Consider the following 22973-nt stretch of genomic DNA (forward strand, 5'->3'; position numbering starts at 1 on the left):
TAGTGCGACTGAACGATCTCGACGAACGCATCGTCCACGCCCTCGCCGAGGACGCCCGCCGCAGTTACGCGGACATCGGCTCCGAGGTCGGTCTCTCCGCTCCCGCCGTCAAACGGCGGGTGGACCGGCTGCGCGCCGAGGGAGCGATCACCGGGTTCACCGTACGGGTGGACCCGGCCGCCCTCGGCTGGGAAACCGAAGGCTTCATCGAGATGTACTGCCGCCACAACACCTCCCCCGAGGACATCCGTCGTGGCCTGTCGCGCTACCCGGAGGTGGTGTCCGCGTCGACCGTCACCGGCGACGCGGACGCCGTCGTCCAGATCTTCGCCTCCGACATGCGCCACTTCGAGCGCGTGCTGGAGCGGATCGCGGGGGAGCCGTTCGTGGAGCGCACCAAGTCGGTGCTCGTGCTGTCCCCGCTGCTCAGGCGCTTCTCTTCGGGCTCTCCCGCCTAGCCCTTCGCGGGGGCCTGCTCGTACTGCGGCTGCCAGGGCAGCACCTTGAAGTCGCCCGAGCCCGCCCTGGTCCTCTCGAACGGGGCGGAGCTCACGCACTTGGGCAGTTCCTGCTTCTCCACGTCACGGCCGATCCAGCTGTAACCCAGACGGTCGGTCTTCCCCTGGTCGTGGACCGAGATCCCGACCCGCTTGCCCTTGTCCGGCCGGTCGGTGTCGGTGATGACGCCGGTGACCACGGCGACCTTGCCGCCCGTCACGAGGCAGTCGACCTTTCCCCTGGCCCAGCCCGAGGTGCCGTCCGGGAAGACGTGCTCGAAGCGGAAGGTGCCGTACGCCTTCTCCGGGTCCATGGTGTCCTCCGCCGCCAGATGCGCGTCGAAGGTGAACGTGATGTCGTCCCCGGCCGGCCGGTAGAGCTTCGCCGTGCCGGTCAGTGCCGCCGCCTCGCGCCCCTTGCCGCGCGGGACCCCGTCCCCGGACGCGAGGGCGGTGCCGGCGGCCCCGGCGGTGATCAGCAGTGCGGCGCCGAGCGCGGCGATCTTCGTACGGCGGCGGATCGGACGGTTCATGACAGCTCCTCGGTCGGGTGGTCCGGCTGTTGTCCGGACGTCCCTCACTCTTCCGTCGGCCCGTCCCGCGCACATCGTGCCGGAGCACGCACCGCCGTCCGCCGGGCGGCGGGAGCCCGGCCCGGACGGTCCGCCCCGAGGCGTACGGACCGTACGACCCCAGTCCCACCGGCAGGCACGCAACGAATCGCCGCCGCGCGCCGTGATTGCGCAACGGATCGACGGTCGGTCCGCAACGGTCGCGCCTTGTCCGGGGACGATCCCGGCCCGTACCGTCTTAACGTCTCCCGCACGCCCCCCATCTGCCCGAGGTCTGCCATGCCGCCGCTGCGCACCGCCCTGCTCCAGAGCTCCGGCCGTCCCGGCTCCGTCGAAGCGAACCTCAAGGTCCTCGACGAGGCCGCGGGCCGTGCGGCAGCGGCCGGCGCCGGACTGCTGGTCTGCCCGGAGATGTTCCTGACCGGCTACGCCATCGGCGCGGACGTGCACCGGCTGGCCGAGCCCGCCGACGGGGAGTCGGCCGACGCCGTCGCCGACATCGCCGTGCGCCACGGGCTCGCCGTCCACTACGGCTACCCGGAGCGCGACGGCGAGCACGTCTACAACTCCGCCCAGCTGATCGGCCCCGACGGCGCCCGTCTCGCGAACTACCGCAAGACCCACCTCTTCGGCTGCTTCGAGCAGGAGTGGTTCACCCCCGGCGACGACACGGTCGTCCAGGCGGAGCTCGGCGGCCTGCGCATCGGCCTCATGATCTGTTACGACGTGGAATTCCCGGAGAACGTCCGGGCGCACGCGCTCGCGGGCACCGACCTGCTGCTGGTGCCGACCGCCCAGATGCACCCGTTCCAGTTCGTCGCGGAGTCCGTCGTCCCCGTGCGGGCCTTCGAGAACCAGATGTACGTCGCCTACGTGAACCGGACCGGCCCCGAGGGCGAGTTCGAGTTCGTCGGGCTCAGCTGCCTGGCCGGCCCCGACGGCGCCTCCCGCGCCCGCGCCGGCCGCGGCGAGGAGCTGGTGTTCGGCGACGCCGACCCCGAGTTCCTGCGGGCCTCGCGCGAGAACAACCCGTACCTGCGCGACCGCCGGCCCGGTCTGTACGCGTCCCTGGCCTGACGCTCCCGCCCCGCCTCGCCACCTTCTTTCCCGCTTTTCGCAAGGAGTCCGTACCCCATGACGTCCACGGTGCCCAACGCCGTCCAGCACACCGACGCGCAGCCGCCGATCACCATGTTCGGTCCGGACTTCCCCTACGCGTACGACGACTTCCTCGCGCACCCGGCGGGCCTCGGCCAGATACCGGCGGCCGAGCACGGCACCGAGGTCGCGGTCATCGGCGGCGGCCTGTCCGGCATCATCGCCGCGTACGAGCTGATGAAGATGGGCCTCAAGCCCGTCGTCTACGAGGCCGACCAGATCGGCGGCCGGCTGCGCACCGTCGGCTTCGAGGGCTGCGACGAGTCGCTGACCGCCGAGATGGGCGCGATGCGCTTCCCGCCGTCCTCCACGGCGCTCCAGCACTACATCGACCTGGTGGGACTGGAGACCAGGGCGTTCCCGAACCCGCTGGCGCCCGAGACCCCGTCGACCGTCGTCGACCTCAAGGGCGAGTCGCACTACGCCGTGACCGTCGACGACCTGCCGCAGGTCTACCGCGACGTCATGAACGCCTGGAACGCCTGCCTCGAAGAGGGCGCCGACTTCTCCGACATGAACCAGGCCATGCGGGAGCGCGACGTACCGCGCATCCGTGAGATCTGGGCCAAGCTCGTCGAGAAGCTCGACAACCAGACCTTCTACGGCTTCCTCTGCGACTCCGAGGCGTTCAAGTCCTTCCGGCACCGCGAGATCTTCGGCCAGGTCGGCTTCGGCACCGGCGGCTGGGACACCGACTTCCCCAACTCCATCCTGGAGATCCTGCGCGTCGTCTACACCGAGGCGGACGACCACCACCGCGGCATCGTCGGCGGCAGCCAGCAGCTCCCCGTCCGGCTGTGGGAGCGCGAGCCGGCCAAGCTCGTGCACTGGCCGCTCGGTACGTCGCTGAAGTCGCTCCACGAGGGCGAGCCGAAGCCCGCCGTGACGCGCCTGCACCGCACGGCCGGCAACCGGATCACCGTCACCGACGCCTCCGGCGACATCCGCACGTACCAGGCGGCGATCTTCACCGCGCAGTCCTGGATGCTGCTCTCCAAGATCACCTGTGACGACTCGCTGTTCCCCATCGACCACTGGACGGCGATGGAGCGCACCCACTACATGGAGTCGTCCAAGCTGTTCGTGCCCGTCGACCGGCCGTTCTGGCTGGACAAGGACGAGGAGACCGGCCGTGACGTCATGTCGATGACGCTCACCGACCGGATGACGCGCGGTACGTACCTGCTGGACGACGGCCCGGACAAGCCGGCCACCATCTGCCTCTCGTACACCTGGTGCGACGACAGCCTCAAGTGGCTGCCGCTGTCCGCCCACGAGCGGATGGAGGTCATGCTGAAGTCCCTCGGCGAGATCTACCCGAAGGTCGACATCCGCCGTCACATCATCGGCAACCCGGTGACGGTGTCGTGGGAGAACGAGCCGTACTTCATGGGCGCCTTCAAGGCGAACCTGCCGGGCCACTACCGCTACCAGCGCCGCCTGTTCACCCACTTCATGCAGGACCGCCTCCCCGAGGACAAGCGCGGCATCTTCCTCGCGGGCGACGACATCTCCTGGACGGCCGGGTGGGCCGAGGGCGCCGTGCAGACCGCGCTGAACGCGGTGTGGGGCGTCATGCACCACTTCGGCGGTACGACCGACCCGACGAACCCGGGTCCCGGCGACGTCTACGACGAGATCGCCCCGGTCGAGCTGCCGGAGGACTGAGCCGGAGGACCGGGCCGGGCCGCCGGGCCCGGCGGCCGAGAACGTGCCCCCGGGGCCGGCCGTGATCCGGTCGGCCCCGGGCGGCCACCAGCCGGGCGGCCACCAGCCGGGCGGCCCCCGGTGACGCATCCCATGGGGAAGTGGGGGCTGGGGGCAGGACGGGGAGTCAGTCGCAGCCGGGCAGCGGCGTCAGCAGCATCCGCCCGACCAGACCCACCCCCGCGTCCAGCCGTTCCCTGAAGTCCTCCGCCAGGTCCGGCAGTCCCCGCAGGCCCCACAGCAGCCGGGCGGCCGACCAGGCGGCGTCGCGGGCCCGTTCCAGGCTCCACGAGCCGAGCAGGTGCGTCAGCGGATCGGCGATTTCCAGCAGGTCGGGGCCCGGCATCAGCTCCTCGCGGATACGCTCCTCCAGCGCCACGAGTGTGTCGCCCACCCGGTCGAAGTCCCCCTCCAGGTCGATCGGCCGGCAGCCGAGCGCATGGCAGGTGTCGACCACGGCCAGCGCCAGATCGTGTCCGATGTGCGCGTTGATCCCCGCGAGTGCGAACTGCAGCGGCCGTACGCCCGGGTGGCGCCGGTACTGCAGCAGCGGCCGCCAGCAGGCGGGCGCCCGCCGTCCCGCCGCCGAGGCGTCGACGGCGGTCAGGTAGCGCTCGGCGAAGACCACGTCGAGGGTGGCGGCGGTGCGGGCGTCGGGGAACAGGCCGGTGTCGATACGCCGGTCGATCTCCTCGGTGACCGCCAGATAGACCTGGTTGAAGACCGCGAGACCGTCCGACGGCGGCCAGTCGCAGCGGAAGGAACGCATCCGCGCCACGACAGTGTCGACCGAGGTCCGGGTGCGGTCCGTCTGAGCGGGGAAGTGCTCGATCTGCGCCATACGGGCAGCGTCCCAGCCCTGGGCTTTTCCCCGGGCGCCGTCGGCCGGGTCTTCCCCAGAACGGGGGAACGGACCGCCCGCAGGTGCCCGGGGGATCGGCCGTGCGGAGGCAGTACAGGGGGGGCGGGGACGTGCGTTCGCACCGGACTGCGCCTGTCAGCCGGCACGGGGCGGCCGACAGCACCACTGGCCCGGTGCGCGGTCGCTGTGTGCCGTGACTTCCCTGAGCGCGGTTTCCGAGGACCTTCTGGGGCCCGCCGCCCGGCTTCCCCGCCCGGCGGCTGTCGGCGAATCGGCGCATGGCCGTGGAATGGCCCCCGGCCCCCGGCCCCCGGCCCCTGGCCTCAGTGGCCGGACGGGTCGGTTCTCCCGGTCTCCGTGTCGTACGTCGACGTACCCGCGTCCAGCAGCGGCTCCTGCTCCTTCAGATGGGCGGGGGCCAGGGCGCGCAGGACGTGGTAGCCGGTGATGACGACGATCGTGCCGAGCGCGATGCCGCTCAGTTCGAAGTTGTCGGTGATCTTCAGGCTGACACCGCCGACGCCGATGATGATGCCCGCCGCGGCCGGCACCAGGTTCAGCGGATTGCGCAGGTCCACCCGGGCATTGGTCCAGATCTGCGCTCCGAGCAGGCCGATCATGCCGTACAGGATGACGGTGATGCCGCCGAGGACACCGCCGGGGATGGCCGCCACGACCGCGCCGAACTTGGGGCAGAGGCCGAAGAGCAGCGCGAAACCGGCGGCGGCCCAGTACGCGGCGGTCGAGTAGACGCGGGTGGCCGCCATGACACCGATGTTCTCGGAGTACGTCGTGTTGGGCGGCCCGCCGACGGCGGTGGACAGCATGGACGCGGCGCCGTCGGCCGCGATGGCGGTGCCGAGCTTGTCGTCGAGGGAGTCCCCGGTCATCTCGCCGACGGCCTTGACGTGCCCGGCGTTCTCCGCGATCAGCGCGATGACGACGGGCAGCGCGACGAGGATCGCCGACCACTCGAAGCTCGGCGCGTGGAAGGAGGGGAGGCCGATCCAGTCGGCCTGGCCGACCGCGGAGAGGTCCAGCCGCCAGTGGTCCACCGCCTCGGCGCCGCCCGCGGGCGAGTGGATCCTGCCGAAGAGCCGGTCGAAGAGCCAGGAGATCCCGTACCCGAAGAGCAGGCCGAGGAAGATCGCGATGCGGGAGAAGAAGCCGCGCAGGCAGACCACGGCCAGTCCGGTGAAGAGCATCACCAGCAGGGCCGTCCACTGGTCCTGCGGCCAGTACGTCGACGCCGTGACCGGGGCCAGGTTGAAGCCGATCAGCATGACGACGGCGCCGGTGACGACCGGAGGCATCGCCGCGTGGATGATGCGGGCGCCGAACTTCTGCACGGCGAGCCCGGCGAGGAAGAGTGCCAGCCCGACGACGAGGACCGCGCCGGTGACGGTGGCGCTGTCGCCGCCGGAGGCGCGGATGGCGGCGGCCACGCCGACGAAGGAGAGCGAGCAGCCGAGGTAGCTGGGCACCCTCCCGCGGGTGGCCAGCAGGAAGACGACCGTCGCGACACCGGACATCATGATGGCCAGATTGGGGTCCAGGCCCATGAGGACCGGAGCGACGAACGACGCCCCGAACATGGCCACCACGTGCTGGGCGCCGAGCCCGGCCGTACGGGGCCACGACAGGCGCTCGTCGGGGCGTACGACGGCTCCGGGAGCGGGGGTCCGCCCGTCGCCGTGCAGGGTCCAGCGCACCCCGAGCTTCATCGTGGCTCCTGTACAGACAGATTCGGTCAGAAATGGACCAAGCCATGCTAAGGCCGGAAACAACCTGCACTCGCCCTGCGGAGCGGCACCCATCCAGCCCGTCCGGCGTGTGAGGTCCGGGGCCCGGGGAGGAGCCCCGGTGACCAGTGGGGGAGGGGCCCCGGTGAGGGGGCCCAGGGAGGGAAGGGGCCCCGTACGACACGTACCGCCTAGTCCTTCGTGACGGTGGTGGCCGGGGCGGCGGGATCGCTTCGGGTGCCCGCCGGGACGCGGCCCGCGCCGCGCAGTACCCCCGCCCCCACCACCAGGCCGAACGCCAGTACCGTGACCAGCCCGAAGGACACCACCAGCGACGTCGCGTCGGCGACCGCGCCGATCGCCGACGGGGCGATCAGCCCCGACGTGTACGTGATGGTCGCGACGCCCGCGATCGCCTGGCTCGGATTCGGCCCGCTGCGCCCCGCCGCGGCGAAGGCCAGCGGTACGACCACCGCGACGCCCAGACCCAACAGCCCGAACCCGGCCATCGCGAGCGCCGGGTGGGGCGCCACGACGACCAGTGCGCCACCGGCCGTCGCCGCGACGCCGCCCACCCGGACCGTACGTACCGGACCGAAGCGGTCGACCACCCGGTCCCCGGCCAGCCGCGCCACCGCCATCGTCAGCGCGAACGCGGTCGTCGACGCGGCCGCCAGGCCCGGTGAGGTGTCCAGCACGTCCCGCAGGTAGACCGCCGACCAGTCCAGGCTCGCGCCCTCGGCGAAGACCGCGCAGAACCCGACCGCGCCGATCACCAGCGCCGACCTCGGCGGCAGCGCGAAGCGTGGCGGAGCCTCCTCGTCCGGTGCGCTGCGCAGGTCGAGCACCCCCTGGCAGGCGACGAGGCCGAGGGCGGTCAGCGCGGCGGCGGCGAGCGCGTGGTGCAGCCTCGCGTCACTGCCGAGGTGCGCGGCGAGTGTTCCCGCGGCCGAGCCGATCAGCGCGCCCGTGCTCCACATGCCGTGCAGCCCCGACATGATCGACTTGTCGAGCCGGTTCTCGATCTCGACCCCGAGGGCGTTCATCGCCACGTCCGACATGCCCGCCGTCGCGCCGTACGCGAAGAGCGCGGCGCACAGCGCGAGCAGGTTCGGCGCCAGCGCGGGCAGCGTCAGCGAGAGCGTCCACAGCACGAGCAGGCCGCGCAGCGCGCCGCGCGCTCCGAACCGGTGGCTGATCGCGCCGGCCAGCGGCATCGCCACCGAGGCGCCGATCGCCGGGAAGGCCAGCGCGAGACCGAGCTGGCCCGCGCTGACACCGGTGTGGTCCACGATCCAGGGGATGCGGGTGGCGAAACTTCCGGTGACCGCGCCGTGCACACAGAAGACGGCGGCCACGGCGTACCGCGCCCGCCTCAACCGCTCCTGACTGAAGACCATGTCGTCCGGCATCCGTCGTGCCCTCCCCGGTGCGTCCCTCGCGTCCAGCGTGCCGAAGTAAACTATCAGGGAGCCTGCCTGATCAATAGATCTGAGAGGATCCCCGGCATGCCCGCATCACCGAGTACCGCCCGGGCCATCAACGACCGCTTCGCCCTCAAGCTGCTCCAGGACGAGGGCCCGTTGACGGCGGCACAGCTCAAAACGCTGACCGGGCTCTCCCGCCCCTCCGTCGCCGACCTGGTCGAACGGCTCCAGGGCGCGGGCCTGATCACCGTGGTGGGGGAGGCGGGTGCCCAGCGCCGGGGCCCCAATGCCAGGCTGTACGGGATCATCGCGGACCGCGCGCACCTGGCCGCGCTCGACGTGCGCACCGAGGGCCTCTCCGTCGTCGTCGCCGACCTGCTCGGCGCCACCCTCGCCGAGGCGACCCTGCCGATCGACGCCGACCTCACCGGCACGGAACCCGCCGTCGAACAGGCGGTGGCGCTGCTGGAACGCACCGCCCGAGAGGCGGGGGTGCGGCGTCTGCACAGCGTCGGGATCGGCGCGCCGGGCCTGATCGACCCGGCCACCGGCGAACTCCGCGCGACCACGGGCCTTCCCGCCTGGCACCGCCGGCTGGTGACCGCCCTCCAGGAGCGCCTGCCGGCCACGGTGCTGGTGGAGAACGAGACCAACCTCGCCGCCGTCGCGGAACACCGGCTCGGCGCGGCCCGCGACCGCGACACCTTCGTGCTGCTCTGGCTGGGCCGCGGCGTGGGCGCGGCGCTCATGCTCGACGGCAGGATTCGCCGCGGGGTCTCCGGCGGCGCGGGCGAGATCGGTTTCCTGCCGGTGCCCGGCACCGTGGGCCTGCCGTCGGCGACGGACTGCGGCGGCGGGTTCCACTCCCTGGCCGGCGGCGCCGCGATCGGCGCACTCGCCGCGCGGCACGGCCTCGGGACGGCCGGGGCCGCTTCCGCCGCGGCCGGCGTACGGGCGGCCCTGGCCGCGGGCCCTCGCGGCGAGGCGTTCCTCGACGCCCTCGCCGGGCACCTGGCCGTCGGGGCGGCCGCCGTCTCCGCGGTCCTCGACCCGGGCTGCGTCCTCCTGGGCGGCGAGACCGGCCACGCCGGCGGCGCGGCCCTCGCCGAGCGCGTGGCCGGCCGGCTGGCCGCGATGTCGCCGCTGCGCACGGAAGTACGGGCCGGGGAACTGGGCGACGGCGCGGTGCTCCGGGGCGCGCTGCTCGCGGCGAGGGACGCGGTCCAGGACGACGTGTTCGCGCCCCGGGGCTGACCGGGGCGCGAACACGGAGGCGGGGAGGGGGACCCGGCGGCGGGAAGGGCCGGTCTCCGCCGCCGGGCGTTCAGCCGGAGCTCAAACCGGAGCTCAGCAGGCTCAGCAGGCGCCGAGGTCCTGCCAGACTCCCCACTCACCGCTGGTACCCGGCTCTTCGCCCTTGGTCCACCACTTGGACTTCCACTGGTGCGACTTGTGGGACACGGTCGTACCGCTGCCGTACTCCGACGAAGCGCTCCACGCGGGCGCGGCGCACGGCCCGCCCGGGCTGGGCGTCGGGCTGGGGTCGGGCCCCGGCCCCGGCCCGGGATCCGTCCCCGGGTCCACCACCGTCGTACCGCGTGCCAAGTCCCCTGCCAGGGCGTAGGACCGGCCGCCGAAGGTCACCGTCCAGTTCGACGGGGTCGACGTCGGCAGGTAGTAGACGAAGTCCAGCTCGACCGAGGCGCCCGGCGCCAGCGTCTGCCAGGCCGGCAGCTTCAGCGAGACGCGGTTGTAGTCGCCCTTGAGGCCGCCGATGTTGTTGGCGGCGGTGTGGTCGCTGCGCACGATCCTCGTGTTGAAGCCGGACTGGTCCTTGGCGTTGGCCGGGGCGGAGGTCGCGTAGTCGAACTGGAACTCCGTACCGCCCGGCAGCGCCGTCTTCGAGTTGTTCGTGATCTTCAGCTTGGGGCTGATGGGATAGTTCGAGTCCCCGAGCGGGAACTGCCCGAAGTCCACGCCGATGTCGAGCGCCTTCGCCGGCAGGTCGATCGTGGACCGCTTCGCGCCGTACGGTGAGGCCGACTTGAACTTCTCGTACATCGCCGTCGTCAGCGAGTCACCGATCTCGTACTGGCCCTTGGCCGCGTTCCAGTCGTAGTCGCCCGCGAGCTCCCAGACCATCGTGCCGCCGATGCCCTTGTCGACCACGTAGTCGGCCTTCGCCCGGACCGACTGCTCGTCCTCCGTCGACAGGAAGACCTTCTTCTGCGCGTTCCACAGCCAGGGCGCGACGAGTGTCGAGTCGTACTTGCGGACGTACGTGCCCGTCAGCTCGGTGCCGGCGGGGAAGCCGTACTGGGTGACGTAGTCCCCGACGACGCCCTTCTCCAGGTTCTTCGCGTGCCACATCGGGTTGGAACCGGCCGGGGACTCCTTGCCCGCCGTGTCCTTGTCGTGCCACAGGTTGTCGATGCCGACCGCGCCGTCGCCGCACTTGGTCAGCCCCGCGCCGGCCGGACAGCTCGTCGCGGGCGCCCTGCCCCACAGCCCGTCCGTACCGCCCTGCACGTTCTTGTGCCCGCGGGTGTAGTAGGGCAGACCGATGTTGATGCGGCCGGCCGGCATCGAGCCGCGGAAGTAGTGGTACGCCCAGTCGGTGTTCAGATAACCGACGCCGCCGTACTGCGCGGTGGAATACACGCCCGCGGAGGCCAGTTCGGCGTCCTTGCCGTCGTCGAAGAGCGAGGCGTTGGGACCGACGTACTCGTTCCAGGCGCCGTGCAGGTCGTACGACATGATGTTGACGTAATCCAGGTACTTCTGGACCTGGAACGTCTCCATCCCGCGCAGCAGATAGCCCGACGAAGGCGCGGCCACGGTCAGCAGGTAGTGCTTGCCGTCGGCGGCGCCGGCCCGGTCGAGCTTCTCGCGCAGCGACTTCATCAGCGCGGCGTAGCCCTTGACCAGCCCGGCGCGGCGCGCGTTCGAGAACGAGAAGTCCAGCGGATTGCCCGCGTCCTTCATCGTCGTCGGGTACTCGTAGTCGATGTCGACGCCGTTGAAGCCGTACTTCTTGATGAACGCGACCGTCGAGTCGGCGAACGTGTCGATGCCCGCCTGGTTGACCGACCCGTCCGCGTTGGTCGCCGTCGAGTAGAAGCCGCCGGAGTTCACCCGGTCGCCGTTGTCGGCGAAGTATCCACCGGTCTCGGCCCAACCGCCCACCGAGACAAGCGTCTTGACGTCGGGGTGCTTCTTCTTGAATTTGCTCAGCAGGTTGAAGTGACCCTTGTAGCCGTACGCCGGGTCCATTTCCGCACCGGCCACGCCCGGCCAGGTCATCCCGGTCGCGGCGTTCTTCTCGCCGTCGGAGCCGACCGAGATCCTGTGGTCGCTCCCGATGTGCGCGAAGGCGTAGTTGAGGTGGGTGACCTTGTCCCAGGGGATGTCGGAGGCGAGATAGGCGGGTTCGCCGTTCTTGCCCGTACGCCAGCCGGTGAAGTAGCCGATGACGCGGCGCTGGTGGTCGGCGCCCATCTTCTCGCGGCCCTCGGTGTCGTAGACCGAGCAGTACGGGACGTCGACGCCCGGGGTCTTGTACAGCCCGTCCGGACGGCAGGACTCGTTGTCGGCGGCGTGCGAGACGCCTGCGGTGAGCGAACTGAGCAGGAGCCCGGCGACGGCGGCGCCGGCGGCGAGCAGGGAGGTTCTCGCTCGGGTGGGGGACAGCACGATCTGTTCCTCCTGGGGAGGGTCGGCCTGGCGCAACGAACGATGGGTGATCGTCTTGTGGCGCAGACGTTAAAAGGACTAGACCAGACCGTCAATAGGTACGGACCAATCTCCTGTGAGCCGGGCCACAAGAGATCGTGTGCATGGCATCAGGCCGGGCGTGGCACACTGACCGTGTACCAGCAGCAGCGCACTCCGGGGTCGGTGTAATTCCGAACCGGCGGTTACAGTCCGCGACCCGGTCACCTCCAGTGACCGGTTGAACAGGTGAAATTCCTGTACCGACGGTGAAAGTCCGGATGGGAGGCAGTGCGCGGCGGGCCGTCACAGGTCATCGGTACGCCGCTGTCGGCGGTGCTCGGCTCGCCCTTCCCGGGGCGATCCCTCTTTTCCGGCTACGGCGTCCCGTGCGCACCCGTCGGCGTTTCCCGCTCCCTGTCGTCATCGACAGCCCCGGAGTCCGTGCCCCAAGAGGCAGGAGACCCGGTGGCCACCGCAGCCGAAGCAGCCACGACCGACGCGAACGCCATGCGCCGGGCCATCGCGCTGGCCGCCCGCGGACTCGGCTCCACCAGCCCCAACCCGGTCGTCGGGTGCGTCGTCCTCGACGCCGGCGGACAGCTCGCGGGCGCCGGATTCCACCGGCGCGCCGGCGGCCCGCACGCCGAGGTGCACGCCCTGCGGGAAGCGGGGGAGCGGGCGCGCGGCGGTACGGCGTACGTCACCCTCGAACCCTGCAACCACACCGGTCGCACCGGCCCCTGCGCCCAGGCCCTGATCGCAGCCGGGATCACCCGCGTCGTGTACGCCGTCGCCGACCCGAACCCGCAGGCCACCGGCGGTGCCGACACCCTGCGCGCGGCCGGCGTCCAGGTCGAGCAGGGCCTGCTCGCGGACGAGGCGGAGGCGGGCAACGCCGCCTGGCTGACCTCCGTACGCCTCGGCCGCCCCCACGTCCGGTGGAAGTACGCCGCGACGCTCGACGGCCGTATCGCGGCGGCCGACTCCACCAGCCGCTGGATCAGCTCGGCCGAGTCCCGCGCCGACGTCCACCGGCTGCGTGCCGAGGCGGACGCCGTGATCGTCGGCTCCGGCACGGTGCGCGCCGACGACCCGCACCTCGCCGTACGCGGCGCAGCGGGCGCCGAGGGCGTCACCCAGCCCCTGCGCGTAGTCGTCGACACCGACGCCACCGCCGTCCAGCCCGGCGCCCGCGTCCTCGACGACGCCGCGCCCACCCTGATCGCGGTCGCCCAGGACGCCGACGCCGCGCACCTGGCCGGAACGGAAGCGGAGGTCGTACGGCTGCCGCGCGCCGCCACCGGCCTCGACATCCACGCGCTGCTCGCCGCCCTGCACGCCCGCGGCGTGCGCTCCGTACTCCTCGAAGGCGGTCCGACGCTCGCCGGGGCCTTCGTCGCGGCCGGCGCGGTCGACACGGTCACCGGCTACCTCGCCCCCGTCCTGCTCGGTGCGGGCCCCGCGGCCCTCGCCGACGCCGGAATCACCACCATCGCCGAAGCGTTGCGGCTCGACGTGACCGAGACCGCCCGCATCGGCCCCGATCTGCGCATCACCGCCGTACCCGCCACTCCCGCCGTCCCCGCCGCCCCCGCATCGAAGGAGCACTGAGTGTTCACCGGAATCGTCGAAGAGCTGGGTGAGGTCACCGCCGTCGAGAACCTCGGTGACGCCTCCCGTTTCCGCCTGCGCGGGCCGCTCGTCACCGAGGACGCCAAGCACGGTGACTCCATCGCCGTCAACGGGGTCTGCCTCACCGTCGTGGACTGCGGGGACGGTGAGTTCACCGCCGACGTGATGGCCGAGACGCTGACCCGCTCCGGCCTCGGCGCCCTCGCCGTCGGCTCCCGCGTCAACCTGGAGCGCCCCATGGCGCTCGGCGGCCGCCTCGGCGGCCACCTCGTCCAGGGCCACGTGGACGGCACCGGCACGATCACCGGCCGCGAGCCGTCCGAGCACTGGGAGATCGTCAGGGTCTCGCTCCCCGAGGACCTCGCGCGGTACGTCGTCGAGAAGGGCTCCATCACCGTCGACGGCGTCAGCCTCACCGTCGTCGAGGCCGGAGACGACTACTTCACCATCAGCCTCATCCCCACCACCCTCGCCCTCACCACCCTCGGCATCAAGCAGGCCGGGGACCAGGTCAACCTGGAGGTGGACGTACTCGCCAAGTACGTCGAGCGGCTGCTCGGCGCGGGCCGGTCCGGCCAGAAGGAGACCGTGAAGTGAGCACCGTGTCCTGGCTCAACAGCGAGGCGTTCACCGCCTTCGACCAGCACATCATGTGGTCCGACATGATCGGCAACACCATCGGCCTGATCGCCCTCGCGCTCGGCTGGCGCCGCTCCATAGGGACCTGGCCCGCCCAGTTCCTCTCCGGCGTCGTCCTCGTCGCCGCGTACTCCTCCGCGAACCTCAGCGGCGGCGTCGGCAAGCAGCTGCTCGTCATCGGCGTCGCCCTGTGGGGCTGGCGCCAGTGGCAGCGCGGCAGGCAGCAGGCCCAGGACGGCTCGATCGCCGTCCGCTTCGCCACCTGGCGCGAGCGCGCACTGCTGCTCGGCGGCGCGGTCGTCGGCACGCTGGCCGTCGGCGGCCTCTTCACCCTGTACCCGTCGCTGTCCTGGAGCCCCTGGGCCGACGCGTACATCTTCGTCGGCACGCTCGTCGCGATGGTCGCCCAGGCCCGCGGTCTGGTCGAGTTCTGGTTCGCCTGGCTGCTGGTCGACCTGGTGGGCGTACCGCTCGCCTTCAGCAGCGGGCTGGCCTTCTCCGGCCTCGTGTACGTCGTCTACCTCGCCCTCGTCCTCTGGGGTGCCTACGACTGGTGGCAGCGCTCGCGCACGAGCGTGCGGCCCGCCATGGAAGGAGCAGCAGCATGAGTGCCCGCCCGTCACCCGCCACCGCCCTGCCTGAGGCGCTTCGCGCCGCCCAGTCCCCCCGCGCCTGGTACAGTACCGACAACACCGGGGACCTGGCCCTCGACCCCGTCGAGCAGGCCGTCCGCGACATCGCCGCGGGCCGCCCCGTGGTCGTCGTCGACGACGAGAACCGCGAGAACGAGGGCGACCTCGTCATCGCCGCCGAGATGGCGACCCCCGAGATCGTCGCCTTCATGATGAGCGAGTGCCGCGGCCTGATCTGCGCGCCCATGGAGGGCGACGAGCTGGAACGCCTCGAACTCCCGCAGATGGTCGAGAACAACACCGAGTCGATGAGCACGGCCTTCACCGTCTCCGTCGACGCCTCCGCCGCGCACGGCGTCACCACCGGAATCTCGGCCGCCGACCGTGCCGCGACCCTGCGCCTCCTGGCGAGCGGCCGCTCCACCGCCGGCGACTTCGTCCGCCCCGGCCACATCTTCCCGCTGCGCGCCAAGCCCGGCGGCGTACTCGCCCGCAACGGCCACACCGAGGCCGCCGTGGACCTCGCCCGGCTCGCGGGCCTGCGCCCGGCCGGCGCGATCGTCGAGATCGCCGGCGAGGACGGCGTGATGCTGCGGCTGCCCGAGCTGATCCCGTTCGCCCGCAAGCACGGTCTGACGATCATCTCCATCGAGGACCTGATCGCCTACCGCCGCACCTCGGACCCCAAGGTCCGCCGCGAGGCCACCGTCCAGCTCCCCACGTCCTTCGGGGAGTTCACGGCGTACGGCTACCGCTCGACCGTCGACGGCGTCGAGCACGTCGCGCTCGTCCACGGCGAGATCGGCGACGGCGACGACGTCCTGGTGCGGATCCACTCCGAGTGCCTGACCGGCGACATCTTCCACTCGCAGCGCTGCGACTGCGGCCCCCAGCTGGAAGCGTCCATGCAGCGCATCACCGACACCGGCCGCGGCGTCGTCGTCTACCTGCGCGGCCACGAGGGGCGCGGCATCGGGCTGCTGTCCAAGCTGCGCGCGTACGAACTCCAGGAGCTCGGCCGCGACACCCTCGACGCCAACCTGGAACTGGGCCTGCCCGCCGACGCCCGCGACTACGCGGCCGGCGCGCAGATCCTCGAGGACCTCGGCGTGCACAGCCTGAGGCTGATGACGAACAACCCCGAGAAGACCGACGCGCTCGTCCGGCACGGCCTGACCGTCCTCGAACGCGAGCCGATGCCCGTCAAGGCGGGCGAGCACAACCTCCGCTACCTGCGGACCAAGCGGGACCGGATGGGACACGACCTCCCGTGGCTGGACGGCGCCTCCGCCTCCACCTGCGGCAACCAGTAACCACGTCAGTCAAGAAGGAGAGACGAGTGAGCGGCAAGGGCGCACCCGAACTGAGTGTCAGGAACTGCGGCGACCTCCGGGTGGCGGTGATCGCGGCCCAGTGGCACGAGAAGGTCATGGACGGCCTCGTCGACGGCGCCCTGCGCGCCCTCCACGAGCTGGGCATCGACGAGCCGACCCTCCTGCGGGTCCCCGGCAGCTTCGAGCTCCCCGTCGTCGCGAAGGTCCTCGCCGGCCGCGGTTACGACGCGATCGTCGCGCTGGGCGTCGTCATCCGCGGCGGAACACCGCACTTCGAGTACGTGTGCCAGGGCGTCACCAACGGCCTGACCCAGGTCTCCGTCGACACCGGTGTCCCCGTCGGCTTCGGCGTACTGACCTGCGACACCGAGGAGCAGGCGCTGGACCGGGCCGGAATCGAAGGCTCCACCGAGGACAAGGGCCACGAGGCGGTCACCGCCGCCGTCGCCACCGCGACCACACTGCGCACGGTCGCCGAACCCTGGCGCTGAGTGTCCGCAGGCCACCCCGTACTCTTAGGACCATCATGGCGAACAAACCCCCCAAGAGCTTCGAAGAGCTCTTCACCGAGCTCCAGCTCAAGGCCGCCACCGGCGACCCCTCCACCTCCCGCACCGCCGAGCTGGTGGGCAAGGGCGTGCATGCCATCGGCAAGAAGGTCGTCGAGGAGGCCGCCGAGGTCTGGATGGCCGCCGAGTACGAGGGCAAGGAAGCCGCCGCCGAGGAGATCTCGCAGCTGCTGTACCACGTCCAGGTGATGATGGTCGCCCGCGGGATCTCGCTCGACGACGTCTACGCCCACCTCTGAGCTCCGCCCCCTTCACTTCCGTACGCACGTACAACTCCCACCGCACAGAAGGAACCAGACCTCATGCTGCGCATCGCCATCCCCAACAAGGGCTCCCTCTCCGGACCTGCGTCGGAGATGCTCCATGAGGCCGGTTACCAGCAGCGCAAGGAGTCGAAAGAGCTCCGCCTCGTCGACCCCGAGAACGAGGTCGAGTTCTTCTACCTCCGCCCCCGCGACATCGCGATCTACGTCAGCTCGGGCCGCCTCGACATCGGCATCACCGGGCGCGACCTGCTCCTGGACTCCGGCGCCGAAGCCGAGGAGATCCTCCAGCTCGGCTTCGCCCGCTCCACCTTCCGTTACGCCACCAAGCCCGGCACCGCGACGAGCGTCAAGGACTTCGGCGGCATGACGGTGGCCACCTCCTACGAGGGCATCGTCGCCCAGCACCTCGCCGAGGAGGGCATCGACGCCGCCGTCGTCCACCTGGACGGCGCCGTGGAGACGGCCATCGAACTGGGCGTCGCGCAGGTCATCGCCGACGTCGTCGAGACCGGCACCAGCCTGCGCAACGCGGGCCTCGAAGTGATCGGCGAGCCGATCATGAAGTCCGAAGCGGTCGTCATCCGCCGCACCGGCGTCTCCGCCGACGAGGCCGTCGACCCGAAGGTGTCGCAGTTCCTGCGCCGCCTCCAGGGCGTCCTGGTCGCCCGCAGCTACGTGATGATGGACTACGACTGCCGCGCCGAGCACCTCGAAGCGGCCGTCGCCCTCACCCCGGGCCTGGAGTCGCCGACCATCTCGCCGCTGCACAACGAGGGCTGGGTCGCGGTCCGTTCGATGGTCCCGGCCAAGGAATCCCAGCGCGTCATGGACGACCTGTACGAGCTCGGCGCCCGCGCCATCCTCACCACGGCCATCCACGCCTGCCGTCTCTGACCCGCTCCCTCACTCCGCGCCCCTCCGCGCCTTCCGAAGGAACACGACCGCCGTGTCACAGCCCGAGCTCCCCGCCCTGCCGGTCACCTTCCGGCCGACCCGCACCCGGGCCGTCCTCCTGACCGTCGGGGCGGCGATGTTCGCCGTCATCACCGCTGTCGCCCTGCTCCTCGACACGCTCAGCGGCGGGGAGCGGGCCGCCTTCGTCCTCACCGCGCTGCTGCTCTTCGGCGTGCTGCTGCTGCTGAGCCGCCCCAAGATCGTCGCCGACGAGGCCGGTGTCACGGTGGTCAACCTGACCACCAGGCGCCGGCTGGAGTGGGCCGAGATCCTGCGGGTCAACCTGCGCCCCGGTGACGCCTGGGTCTTCCTCGACCTCAGCGACGGCACCAGCCTGCCCGCCCTCGGCATCCAGCCCGGCGTCGCCAAGCAGCAGGCCATCCACGACGCCCGCGCGCTGCGCGACCTGGTGGAATCCCGCGGTACGGGCCCGCACACCGGCTGAGCCCCTGCCCGCCCCGGCCCGGTCCCGTTTACCCTGTGGAAGGCGGCGCCGAGTGCGCCCCGCTCCGCACGCCAGGGCCTCCACCGGCCCGCGGGGCACCTGCGACCCGAGGAGTGACTCCCTCCAGCAATGGACGGATCGTCCGGCAGTATCCGCGTCGCCCCTTCTTCCGAGGCGGCGGCATGACCATCCCCCTCCTGCTGCTCGCCGCAGCATTCCTCCTGATCCTCGCCAACGGCTTCTTCGTGGCCGCCGAATTCGGCCTGGTCACCGTCGAGAAACAGGACGCCGAACGGGCCGCCGCCGAAGGCGACCGGCGCGCCCGTACCGTCGTCGCGGCGCTGCGCGAGCTGTCCTTCCAGCTCTCGGGCACCCAGCTCGGCATCACCCTCACCTCCCTGGTGGTCGGCATGCTGGCCCAGCCCGCGCTCGCCCAGCTCCTGTCCGGCCCCTTCACCGCGGCCGGCCTGCCCGAAGGAGTCGTCCCCGGCGTCGCCGTCGTGGTCGGCATGCTGCTCGCCTCCGCCGTACAGATGGTGATCGGCGAGCTCGTCCCGAAGAACTGGGCGGTCTCCAGGCCGTTGCAGGTCGCACGGTTCGTCGCCGGACCGCAGTACCTGTTCTCGACCGCCTTCCGGCCCGTGATCGCCCTCCTGAACGCGGTCGCCAACCGGCTCGTGCGCACGCTGGGCGTCGAGCCCACCGACGAGCTCGCGTCCGCCCGTACCCCGGGCGAGCTCGTCTCGCTCGCCCGCCACTCGGCGCGGGCCGGCGCCCTCGAACAGGGCACCGCCGATCTGTTCGTACGGACCCTCTCGCTCGGCGGACTCACCGCGCAGCACGTCATGACGCCGCGCGTGAAGGTCAGCGCCCTGCAGTCCTCCGCGACCGCCGCGGACGTGCTCAACCTCACCCGTGCCACCGGCCTCTCGCGCTTCCCCGTCTACCGGGAGCGCATCGACGAGGTCGTGGGCATGGTCCATCTGAAGGACGCGCTCGCCGTGCCCGTGCACGAAAGACGGCGGACCCCGGTGGCCAAGGTCGCCGTACCGCCGCTGATGGTCCCGGAGACCCTCCCCGTGCAGCAGCTGCTGGAACGGCTGCGCAGCGAGCAGCCGATCGCCGTCGTCGTCGACGAGTACGGCGGTACGGCCGGGGTCGTCACCCTGGAGGACATCGTCGAGGAGCTCGTCGGAGAGGTCCGGGACGAACACGACGACGAGGGCACCGAGTGGCCGGAACTGGCCGCGGCGCCCGCCGAGGACGGCTGTCCGGCCTGGGAGGCGGACGGCAGCTGCCGGGTCCTCACCCTGCGGCGCATAGGACTCGAAGTGCCCGAGGGGCCGTACGAGACCGTGGCCGGCCTGGTCGCGGACCTGCTGGGGCGCATTCCGGCGCCCGGTGACCGCGCCGAACTGCCCGGCTGGCGGCTCTCCGTGCGCCGGGTGGGCCGCTACCGCGCCGAGCGGGTGCGCTTCGTCCGTACCGCTGCCGCTGCCGCGCAGGTCCCGGAGGCCGTGCGATGACCGCTGTCCAACTGCTGTTCGCACTGCTCCTGGTGGGGGCGAACGGCTTCTTCGTCGGCGCCGAGTTCGCGCTCGTCTCCGTACGCCGCAGCCAGATCGAACCGCTCGCGGCCGGCGGCTCGGCGCGCGCCCGGCGGGTGATGCACGGGCTGGAGAACCTTCCGCAGATGATGGCGGCGGCGCAGTTCGGGATCACCGTCTGCTCGCTGACGCTCGGCGCGGTCGCGGAGCCGACGGTCGCGCACCTGCTGGAGCCGGTCTTCCACGCCGTCCACCTGCCCGAAGGGATGATCCATCCGCTGGGGTACGTGATCGCGCTCGCCGTGGTGGTCTTCCTGCACCTGGTCGTCGGCGAGATGGTCCCCAAGAACCTCGCCATGGCGGCGCCCGAGAAGACCGCGCTGTGGCTGAGCCCCGGCCTGGTCGGTTTCGCACGGCTGTGCCGTCCGGTGACCGCGGGGCTCGGCGCGTGCGCGCGGCTGGTGCTGCGGCTGTTCGGGGTCGAGGCCAGGGACGAGGTCGAGGCGGTGTTCACCAGCGAGCAGCTCAACCGGCTCGTCGAGGACTCGGGTCAGGCGGGGCTGCTGGAGCCGGGGGAGCAGGAGCGCCTGGAGGACGCGCTGGAACTGGGCAGCCTCCGGGTCGCCGACGTCCTGCTCGACCGGGCGTCCCTGGTCACCGTCGACCCCTCGGTCACGCCGCGCGAGATCGAGGAGCTGACGGTGCGGACCGGCTACTCGCGTTTCCCGGTGTGCGCCGACGGCGGGGCCTTCATGGGGTACGTGCACGTCAAGGACGTACTCGACCTGGAGGAGCGGGAGCGGGCCGTGCCGCAGCAGGTCTGGCGACCGATGGCGACGCTCGGCGCCGAACTCCCCCTGGACGACGCCCTGACCGTGATGCGCCGCGCCGCGACGCATCTGGCGCAGGTCGCGGACGGGGCGGGGCGGGTGCTCGGTCTTGTCGCGCTGGAGGACGTACTGGAGATGCTGGTCGGCGAGGTGCGCGACCCGGCCCACCGGGTGGTGGTCTCCCAGCTGGCCCGGGGCACGGCGGCGGACGAACCGGCGGCCCTGGTGGTGGGGTGAGGGGCGGACCGTCCGCGCGCGTTCAGAGCGCGGGCGGTTCCTGCCGCCCCCGGTCCGCCGGGCCGCGCCCCGACAGGACCTCCCCGTAGGCCTGCATCAGGTCCGGCAGCCGCAGCGTCGCCAGGTCGTCGCGGGTGGGGGTGGCGGCGTAACCGGAGAGCCTCAGGTCGCGGTACGCACAGCTCTTCTCGTACAGCGTGCGCAGGAAGCGGCCGTTGCCCAGCTCGTCGATCCAGCCCTGGTCGACGACGTGCCCGCTGATGCTGCGCAGCTCCTCCAGCGCCTCCTCGTCCCACGCGTCGCCGTTCTCGGCGGCCAGCACCTCACCGATGGACGCCAGCTCCGGCGGCCGGTAGCTGGGGAAGTCCACCCGGGTCGTGAAGCGGGAGGAGAGCCCGGGATTGACGGCGAGCAGGCGGTCCATGCCCTCCGGATAGCCCGCCAGGATCACGACGAGGTGGTCCCGGTTGTCCTCGGCGCGCTTCAGCAGCACCTGGAGGGCTTCGTCGCCGTACGCGTCGCCCTTGCTGTAACCGGAGTTGGAGAGGGAGTACGCCTCGTCGACGAAGAGCACCCCGCCGATCGCCGAGTCGATCAGCTCGTTCGCCTTGACGGCGGTCTGGCCGAGGAACTCGCCCACCAGGTCGGCCCGTTGAGCCTCCACCAGATGGTCGCCGCCGAGCAGCCCGAGTGCGTAGAAGACCCGCCCCAGGATCCGCGCGACCGTGGTCTTGCCGGTGCCGGAGGGGCCGGAGAAGACGAAGTGGCGCTTCGGCGGCTGGACGGGAAGGCCCTGTCCGGCCCGCAGCCTGGCCATGTTCAGCTGCGCGGACAACGCTTTGACCTGACGCTTCACCGGTTCGAGGCCCACCATGCGCTCCAGCTCCGTCAGAGCCTCGGCGAGCAGCGCGGAATCCGGGGGACCGGCCGGAAAGACCTTGGGCACCGGCCTCGGCACCACGCCCGCCTTCTCCCGTACGCCGCTTTCCCCGCCGCCCGGCACCACGCCGCCGGGCGGCGGCTGGCCCCCGTCACCGAGCCGCGGGTCGCGCCCCTCCAGGACCTCCGGCCCCAGCAGGCTCTCCGAGTCGCCCGCCGCGTCCTGGCCGATTCCGGTCAGCGACACGGCGGCGAAGCCGACGGAGTCCTCGTACCCGTCCCCCTCGGCGATCGCCGCGAGCCGCGCCGAGGTGTCCATGAAGGCCGGATCCACCCGGTGCACGGCCCGGTAGAGCGGCAGCGCGGCCGCGCTGCGCCCGGTGCCCTCGTGCGCGCGGGCCAGCCAGTAGCGCAGCTCCTTGCGCTGCGGCTGCTCGCTGCGGCAGCGCATCAGCGCGGCCGACAGCATGGGCTCGGCCTGCCCGTACATCTCCAGGCGCACCCGCGCCATGCCGCCGAAGAGGCCCGTCTCGATGCCGAGCAGCGGGTCGTCGACGAGCGGATCGGTGTGGCGTACGAGCTGCTCCCAGTCCTTGACCAGGTACGCCCGGCAGGCGTGCAGGAACCGCACCTGCGGATCGGCGTCGACCGGCGGCAGCCCGGCCAGCGCCCGGTCGAGCTCGGGCACATGGCGGCCGTCGAGCCAGTGGGAGGCGTGCGCGAGCAGCAGGTCGCGCGGTTTCTCCAGGACGGGCTGGACCCACCAGCCCAGCCAGTACCACGAGTTGAGGGTCCGCCGGTGGCGGGCGCGCTGCTCGCCGAAGCGCTCGCGGTGGCGGTACATGCGCAGCAGGGCGGTGGTGGTGTCGATGCGCAGCGCGTGGAGTCCGAGCCAGCCGTCGGCCATGCCGGGATCCATCCGTACGGCGGCCCTGAACTCCTCTTCGGCCTGCGGGTACGCGCCCACCGTGTACGCGTCGACACCACGCAGCCAGGCGAGGTCGGCCGGGGCGTTCACACCTCGCGTGCCGAATTCCGTCACGTCCCCCACGAACCGTGCCCCCCGTGATGTGCCGCCGGGCCTGCGCCCGGCAGCAGGTCTCAACAACCGCTTTGTCGCGAACGGGATTTGACCGCACCGAAGGGCATCGTACCTGTGCGGAGGGCCGGAGCCTAAGGGTGGCGCAGGCCGGGGAGCGGTGGTTACCGAGGGTAAGCGAACCGCGTCATCTGACACCCCCAGAGAGGTGGCGAGGGCAGAACGAAGCCCCCGATCACGGGGGAACAACCGGGGGCTTCGCGTCTGCGCTAGCTTCGAAAAGCCGCACAT

The 22973-nt window shown here is 71.7% G+C and carries 20 protein-coding genes and 1 riboswitch; of the genes, 14 read left to right on the forward strand and 6 right to left on the reverse strand.

The window, feature by feature from the left end; all coding sequences use genetic code 11:
- Nucleotides 1–2 precede the first annotated feature (2 nt).
- Nucleotides 3–458 carry an Lrp/AsnC family transcriptional regulator gene (locus ACWDZ4_RS29850; RefSeq protein WP_069929730.1) on the forward strand — a complete coding sequence of 152 codons (456 nt, stop codon included), beginning with the start codon at nucleotides 3–5 and terminating at the stop codon, nucleotides 456–458.
- Here ACWDZ4_RS29850 and ACWDZ4_RS29855 read toward each other — a convergent pair.
- Nucleotides 455–1030, reverse strand: a complete 576-nt coding sequence (locus tag ACWDZ4_RS29855; protein WP_451511509.1) for a Repetin — start codon at nucleotides 1028–1030, stop codon at nucleotides 455–457. The genes ACWDZ4_RS29850 and ACWDZ4_RS29855 overlap by 4 nt on opposite strands.
- Before the next feature lie 318 nt (nucleotides 1031–1348).
- Between ACWDZ4_RS29855 and ACWDZ4_RS29860 the strand changes: the two genes are divergently transcribed.
- Together ACWDZ4_RS29860 and ACWDZ4_RS29865 are read left to right on the forward strand one after the other, a co-directional pair.
- Nucleotides 1349–2146, forward strand: a complete 798-nt coding sequence (locus ACWDZ4_RS29860) for a carbon-nitrogen hydrolase family protein (RefSeq protein ID WP_451511510.1) — start codon at nucleotides 1349–1351, stop codon at nucleotides 2144–2146.
- Between the two features lie 57 nt (nucleotides 2147–2203).
- Complete coding sequence (locus ACWDZ4_RS29865) at nucleotides 2204–3895, forward strand: flavin monoamine oxidase family protein (protein ID WP_451511511.1); 1692 nt, start codon at nucleotides 2204–2206, stop codon at nucleotides 3893–3895.
- Nucleotides 3896–4061: 166 nt separating this feature from the next.
- On the opposite strand, the gene ACWDZ4_RS29870 is transcribed toward ACWDZ4_RS29865, so the two are convergent.
- The 3 genes from ACWDZ4_RS29870 to ACWDZ4_RS29880 form a co-directional block, all read right to left on the reverse strand.
- Nucleotides 4062–4775, reverse strand: coding sequence for a DUF5995 family protein (locus ACWDZ4_RS29870; protein ID WP_451511512.1), 714 nt, complete (start codon nucleotides 4773–4775; stop codon nucleotides 4062–4064).
- A gap of 344 nt (nucleotides 4776–5119) precedes the next feature.
- A complete protein-coding gene (locus ACWDZ4_RS29875) occupies nucleotides 5120–6520 on the reverse strand; it encodes a uracil-xanthine permease family protein (protein ID WP_451511513.1) in 1401 nt (466 codons plus the stop codon).
- A gap of 209 nt (nucleotides 6521–6729) precedes the next feature.
- Nucleotides 6730–7950, reverse strand: a complete 1221-nt coding sequence (locus ACWDZ4_RS29880; RefSeq protein WP_451511514.1) for an MFS transporter — start codon at nucleotides 7948–7950, stop codon at nucleotides 6730–6732.
- A 96-nt stretch (nucleotides 7951–8046) separates the two neighbouring features.
- Here ACWDZ4_RS29880 and ACWDZ4_RS29885 point away from each other — a divergent pair, with 96 nt between their 5' ends.
- A complete protein-coding gene (locus tag ACWDZ4_RS29885) occupies nucleotides 8047–9219 on the forward strand; it encodes an ROK family transcriptional regulator (protein WP_451511515.1) in 1173 nt (390 codons plus the stop codon).
- A 102-nt stretch (nucleotides 9220–9321) separates the two neighbouring features.
- Here the strand turns inward: ACWDZ4_RS29885 and ACWDZ4_RS29890 are convergent, their stop codons facing one another.
- Nucleotides 9322–11658 carry a chitinase C-terminal domain-containing protein gene (locus ACWDZ4_RS29890; protein WP_451511516.1) on the reverse strand — a complete coding sequence of 779 codons (2337 nt, stop codon included), beginning with the start codon at nucleotides 11656–11658 and terminating at the stop codon, nucleotides 9322–9324.
- Nucleotides 11659–11844: 186 nt separating this feature from the next.
- A riboswitch (FMN riboswitch) is annotated at nucleotides 11845–11975 on the forward strand.
- A gap of 211 nt (nucleotides 11976–12186) precedes the next feature.
- Here ACWDZ4_RS29890 and ribD point away from each other — a divergent pair.
- From ribD to ACWDZ4_RS29940, 10 genes are all read left to right on the forward strand, one after another.
- Nucleotides 12187–13290 (forward strand): bifunctional diaminohydroxyphosphoribosylaminopyrimidine deaminase/5-amino-6-(5-phosphoribosylamino)uracil reductase RibD, encoded by a 1104-nt coding sequence (gene ribD / locus ACWDZ4_RS29895; RefSeq protein ID WP_451511537.1) that lies wholly within the window; start codon nucleotides 12187–12189, stop codon nucleotides 13288–13290.
- Nucleotides 13291–13908: a riboflavin synthase gene (locus tag ACWDZ4_RS29900; protein ID WP_451511517.1), complete on the forward strand. Its 618-nt coding sequence runs from the start codon at nucleotides 13291–13293 to the stop codon at nucleotides 13906–13908.
- Complete coding sequence (locus ACWDZ4_RS29905; RefSeq protein ID WP_451511518.1) at nucleotides 13905–14558, forward strand: nicotinamide mononucleotide transporter family protein; 654 nt, start codon at nucleotides 13905–13907, stop codon at nucleotides 14556–14558. Before ACWDZ4_RS29900 ends, ACWDZ4_RS29905 begins: the two co-directional genes overlap by 4 nt.
- The gene (locus tag ACWDZ4_RS29910; RefSeq protein ID WP_451511519.1) at nucleotides 14555–15895 is read left to right on the forward strand and encodes a bifunctional 3,4-dihydroxy-2-butanone-4-phosphate synthase/GTP cyclohydrolase II; all 1341 of its coding nucleotides are present in this window, start codon (nucleotides 14555–14557) and stop codon (nucleotides 15893–15895) included. Before ACWDZ4_RS29905 ends, ACWDZ4_RS29910 begins: the two co-directional genes overlap by 4 nt.
- Nucleotides 15896–15921: 26 nt before the next feature.
- The gene (gene ribH / locus ACWDZ4_RS29915) at nucleotides 15922–16407 is read left to right on the forward strand and encodes a 6,7-dimethyl-8-ribityllumazine synthase (protein ID WP_451511520.1); all 486 of its coding nucleotides are present in this window, start codon (nucleotides 15922–15924) and stop codon (nucleotides 16405–16407) included.
- Nucleotides 16408–16442: 35 nt separating this feature from the next.
- Nucleotides 16443–16724, forward strand: a complete 282-nt coding sequence (locus ACWDZ4_RS29920; RefSeq protein WP_093801904.1) for a phosphoribosyl-ATP diphosphatase — start codon at nucleotides 16443–16445, stop codon at nucleotides 16722–16724.
- A gap of 63 nt (nucleotides 16725–16787) precedes the next feature.
- Nucleotides 16788–17645 carry an ATP phosphoribosyltransferase gene (gene hisG / locus ACWDZ4_RS29925; RefSeq protein WP_451511521.1) on the forward strand — a complete coding sequence of 286 codons (858 nt, stop codon included), beginning with the start codon at nucleotides 16788–16790 and terminating at the stop codon, nucleotides 17643–17645.
- Nucleotides 17646–17697: 52 nt separating this feature from the next.
- The gene (locus ACWDZ4_RS29930; protein WP_451511522.1) at nucleotides 17698–18150 is read left to right on the forward strand and encodes a PH domain-containing protein; all 453 of its coding nucleotides are present in this window, start codon (nucleotides 17698–17700) and stop codon (nucleotides 18148–18150) included.
- 182 nt (nucleotides 18151–18332) lie between these two features.
- A complete protein-coding gene (locus tag ACWDZ4_RS29935; protein ID WP_451511523.1) occupies nucleotides 18333–19676 on the forward strand; it encodes a hemolysin family protein in 1344 nt (447 codons plus the stop codon).
- A complete protein-coding gene (locus ACWDZ4_RS29940; RefSeq protein ID WP_451511524.1) occupies nucleotides 19673–20764 on the forward strand; it encodes a hemolysin family protein in 1092 nt (363 codons plus the stop codon). Before ACWDZ4_RS29935 ends, ACWDZ4_RS29940 begins: the two co-directional genes overlap by 4 nt.
- A 22-nt stretch (nucleotides 20765–20786) precedes the next feature.
- Here ACWDZ4_RS29940 and ACWDZ4_RS29945 read toward each other — a convergent pair whose 3' ends face one another.
- Nucleotides 20787–22694, reverse strand: a complete 1908-nt coding sequence (locus tag ACWDZ4_RS29945) for an AAA family ATPase (RefSeq protein WP_451511525.1) — start codon at nucleotides 22692–22694, stop codon at nucleotides 20787–20789.
- Between the last annotated feature and the right edge of the window lie 279 nt (nucleotides 22695–22973).

The organism is Streptomyces sp. NPDC003016, from assembly GCF_053591455.1.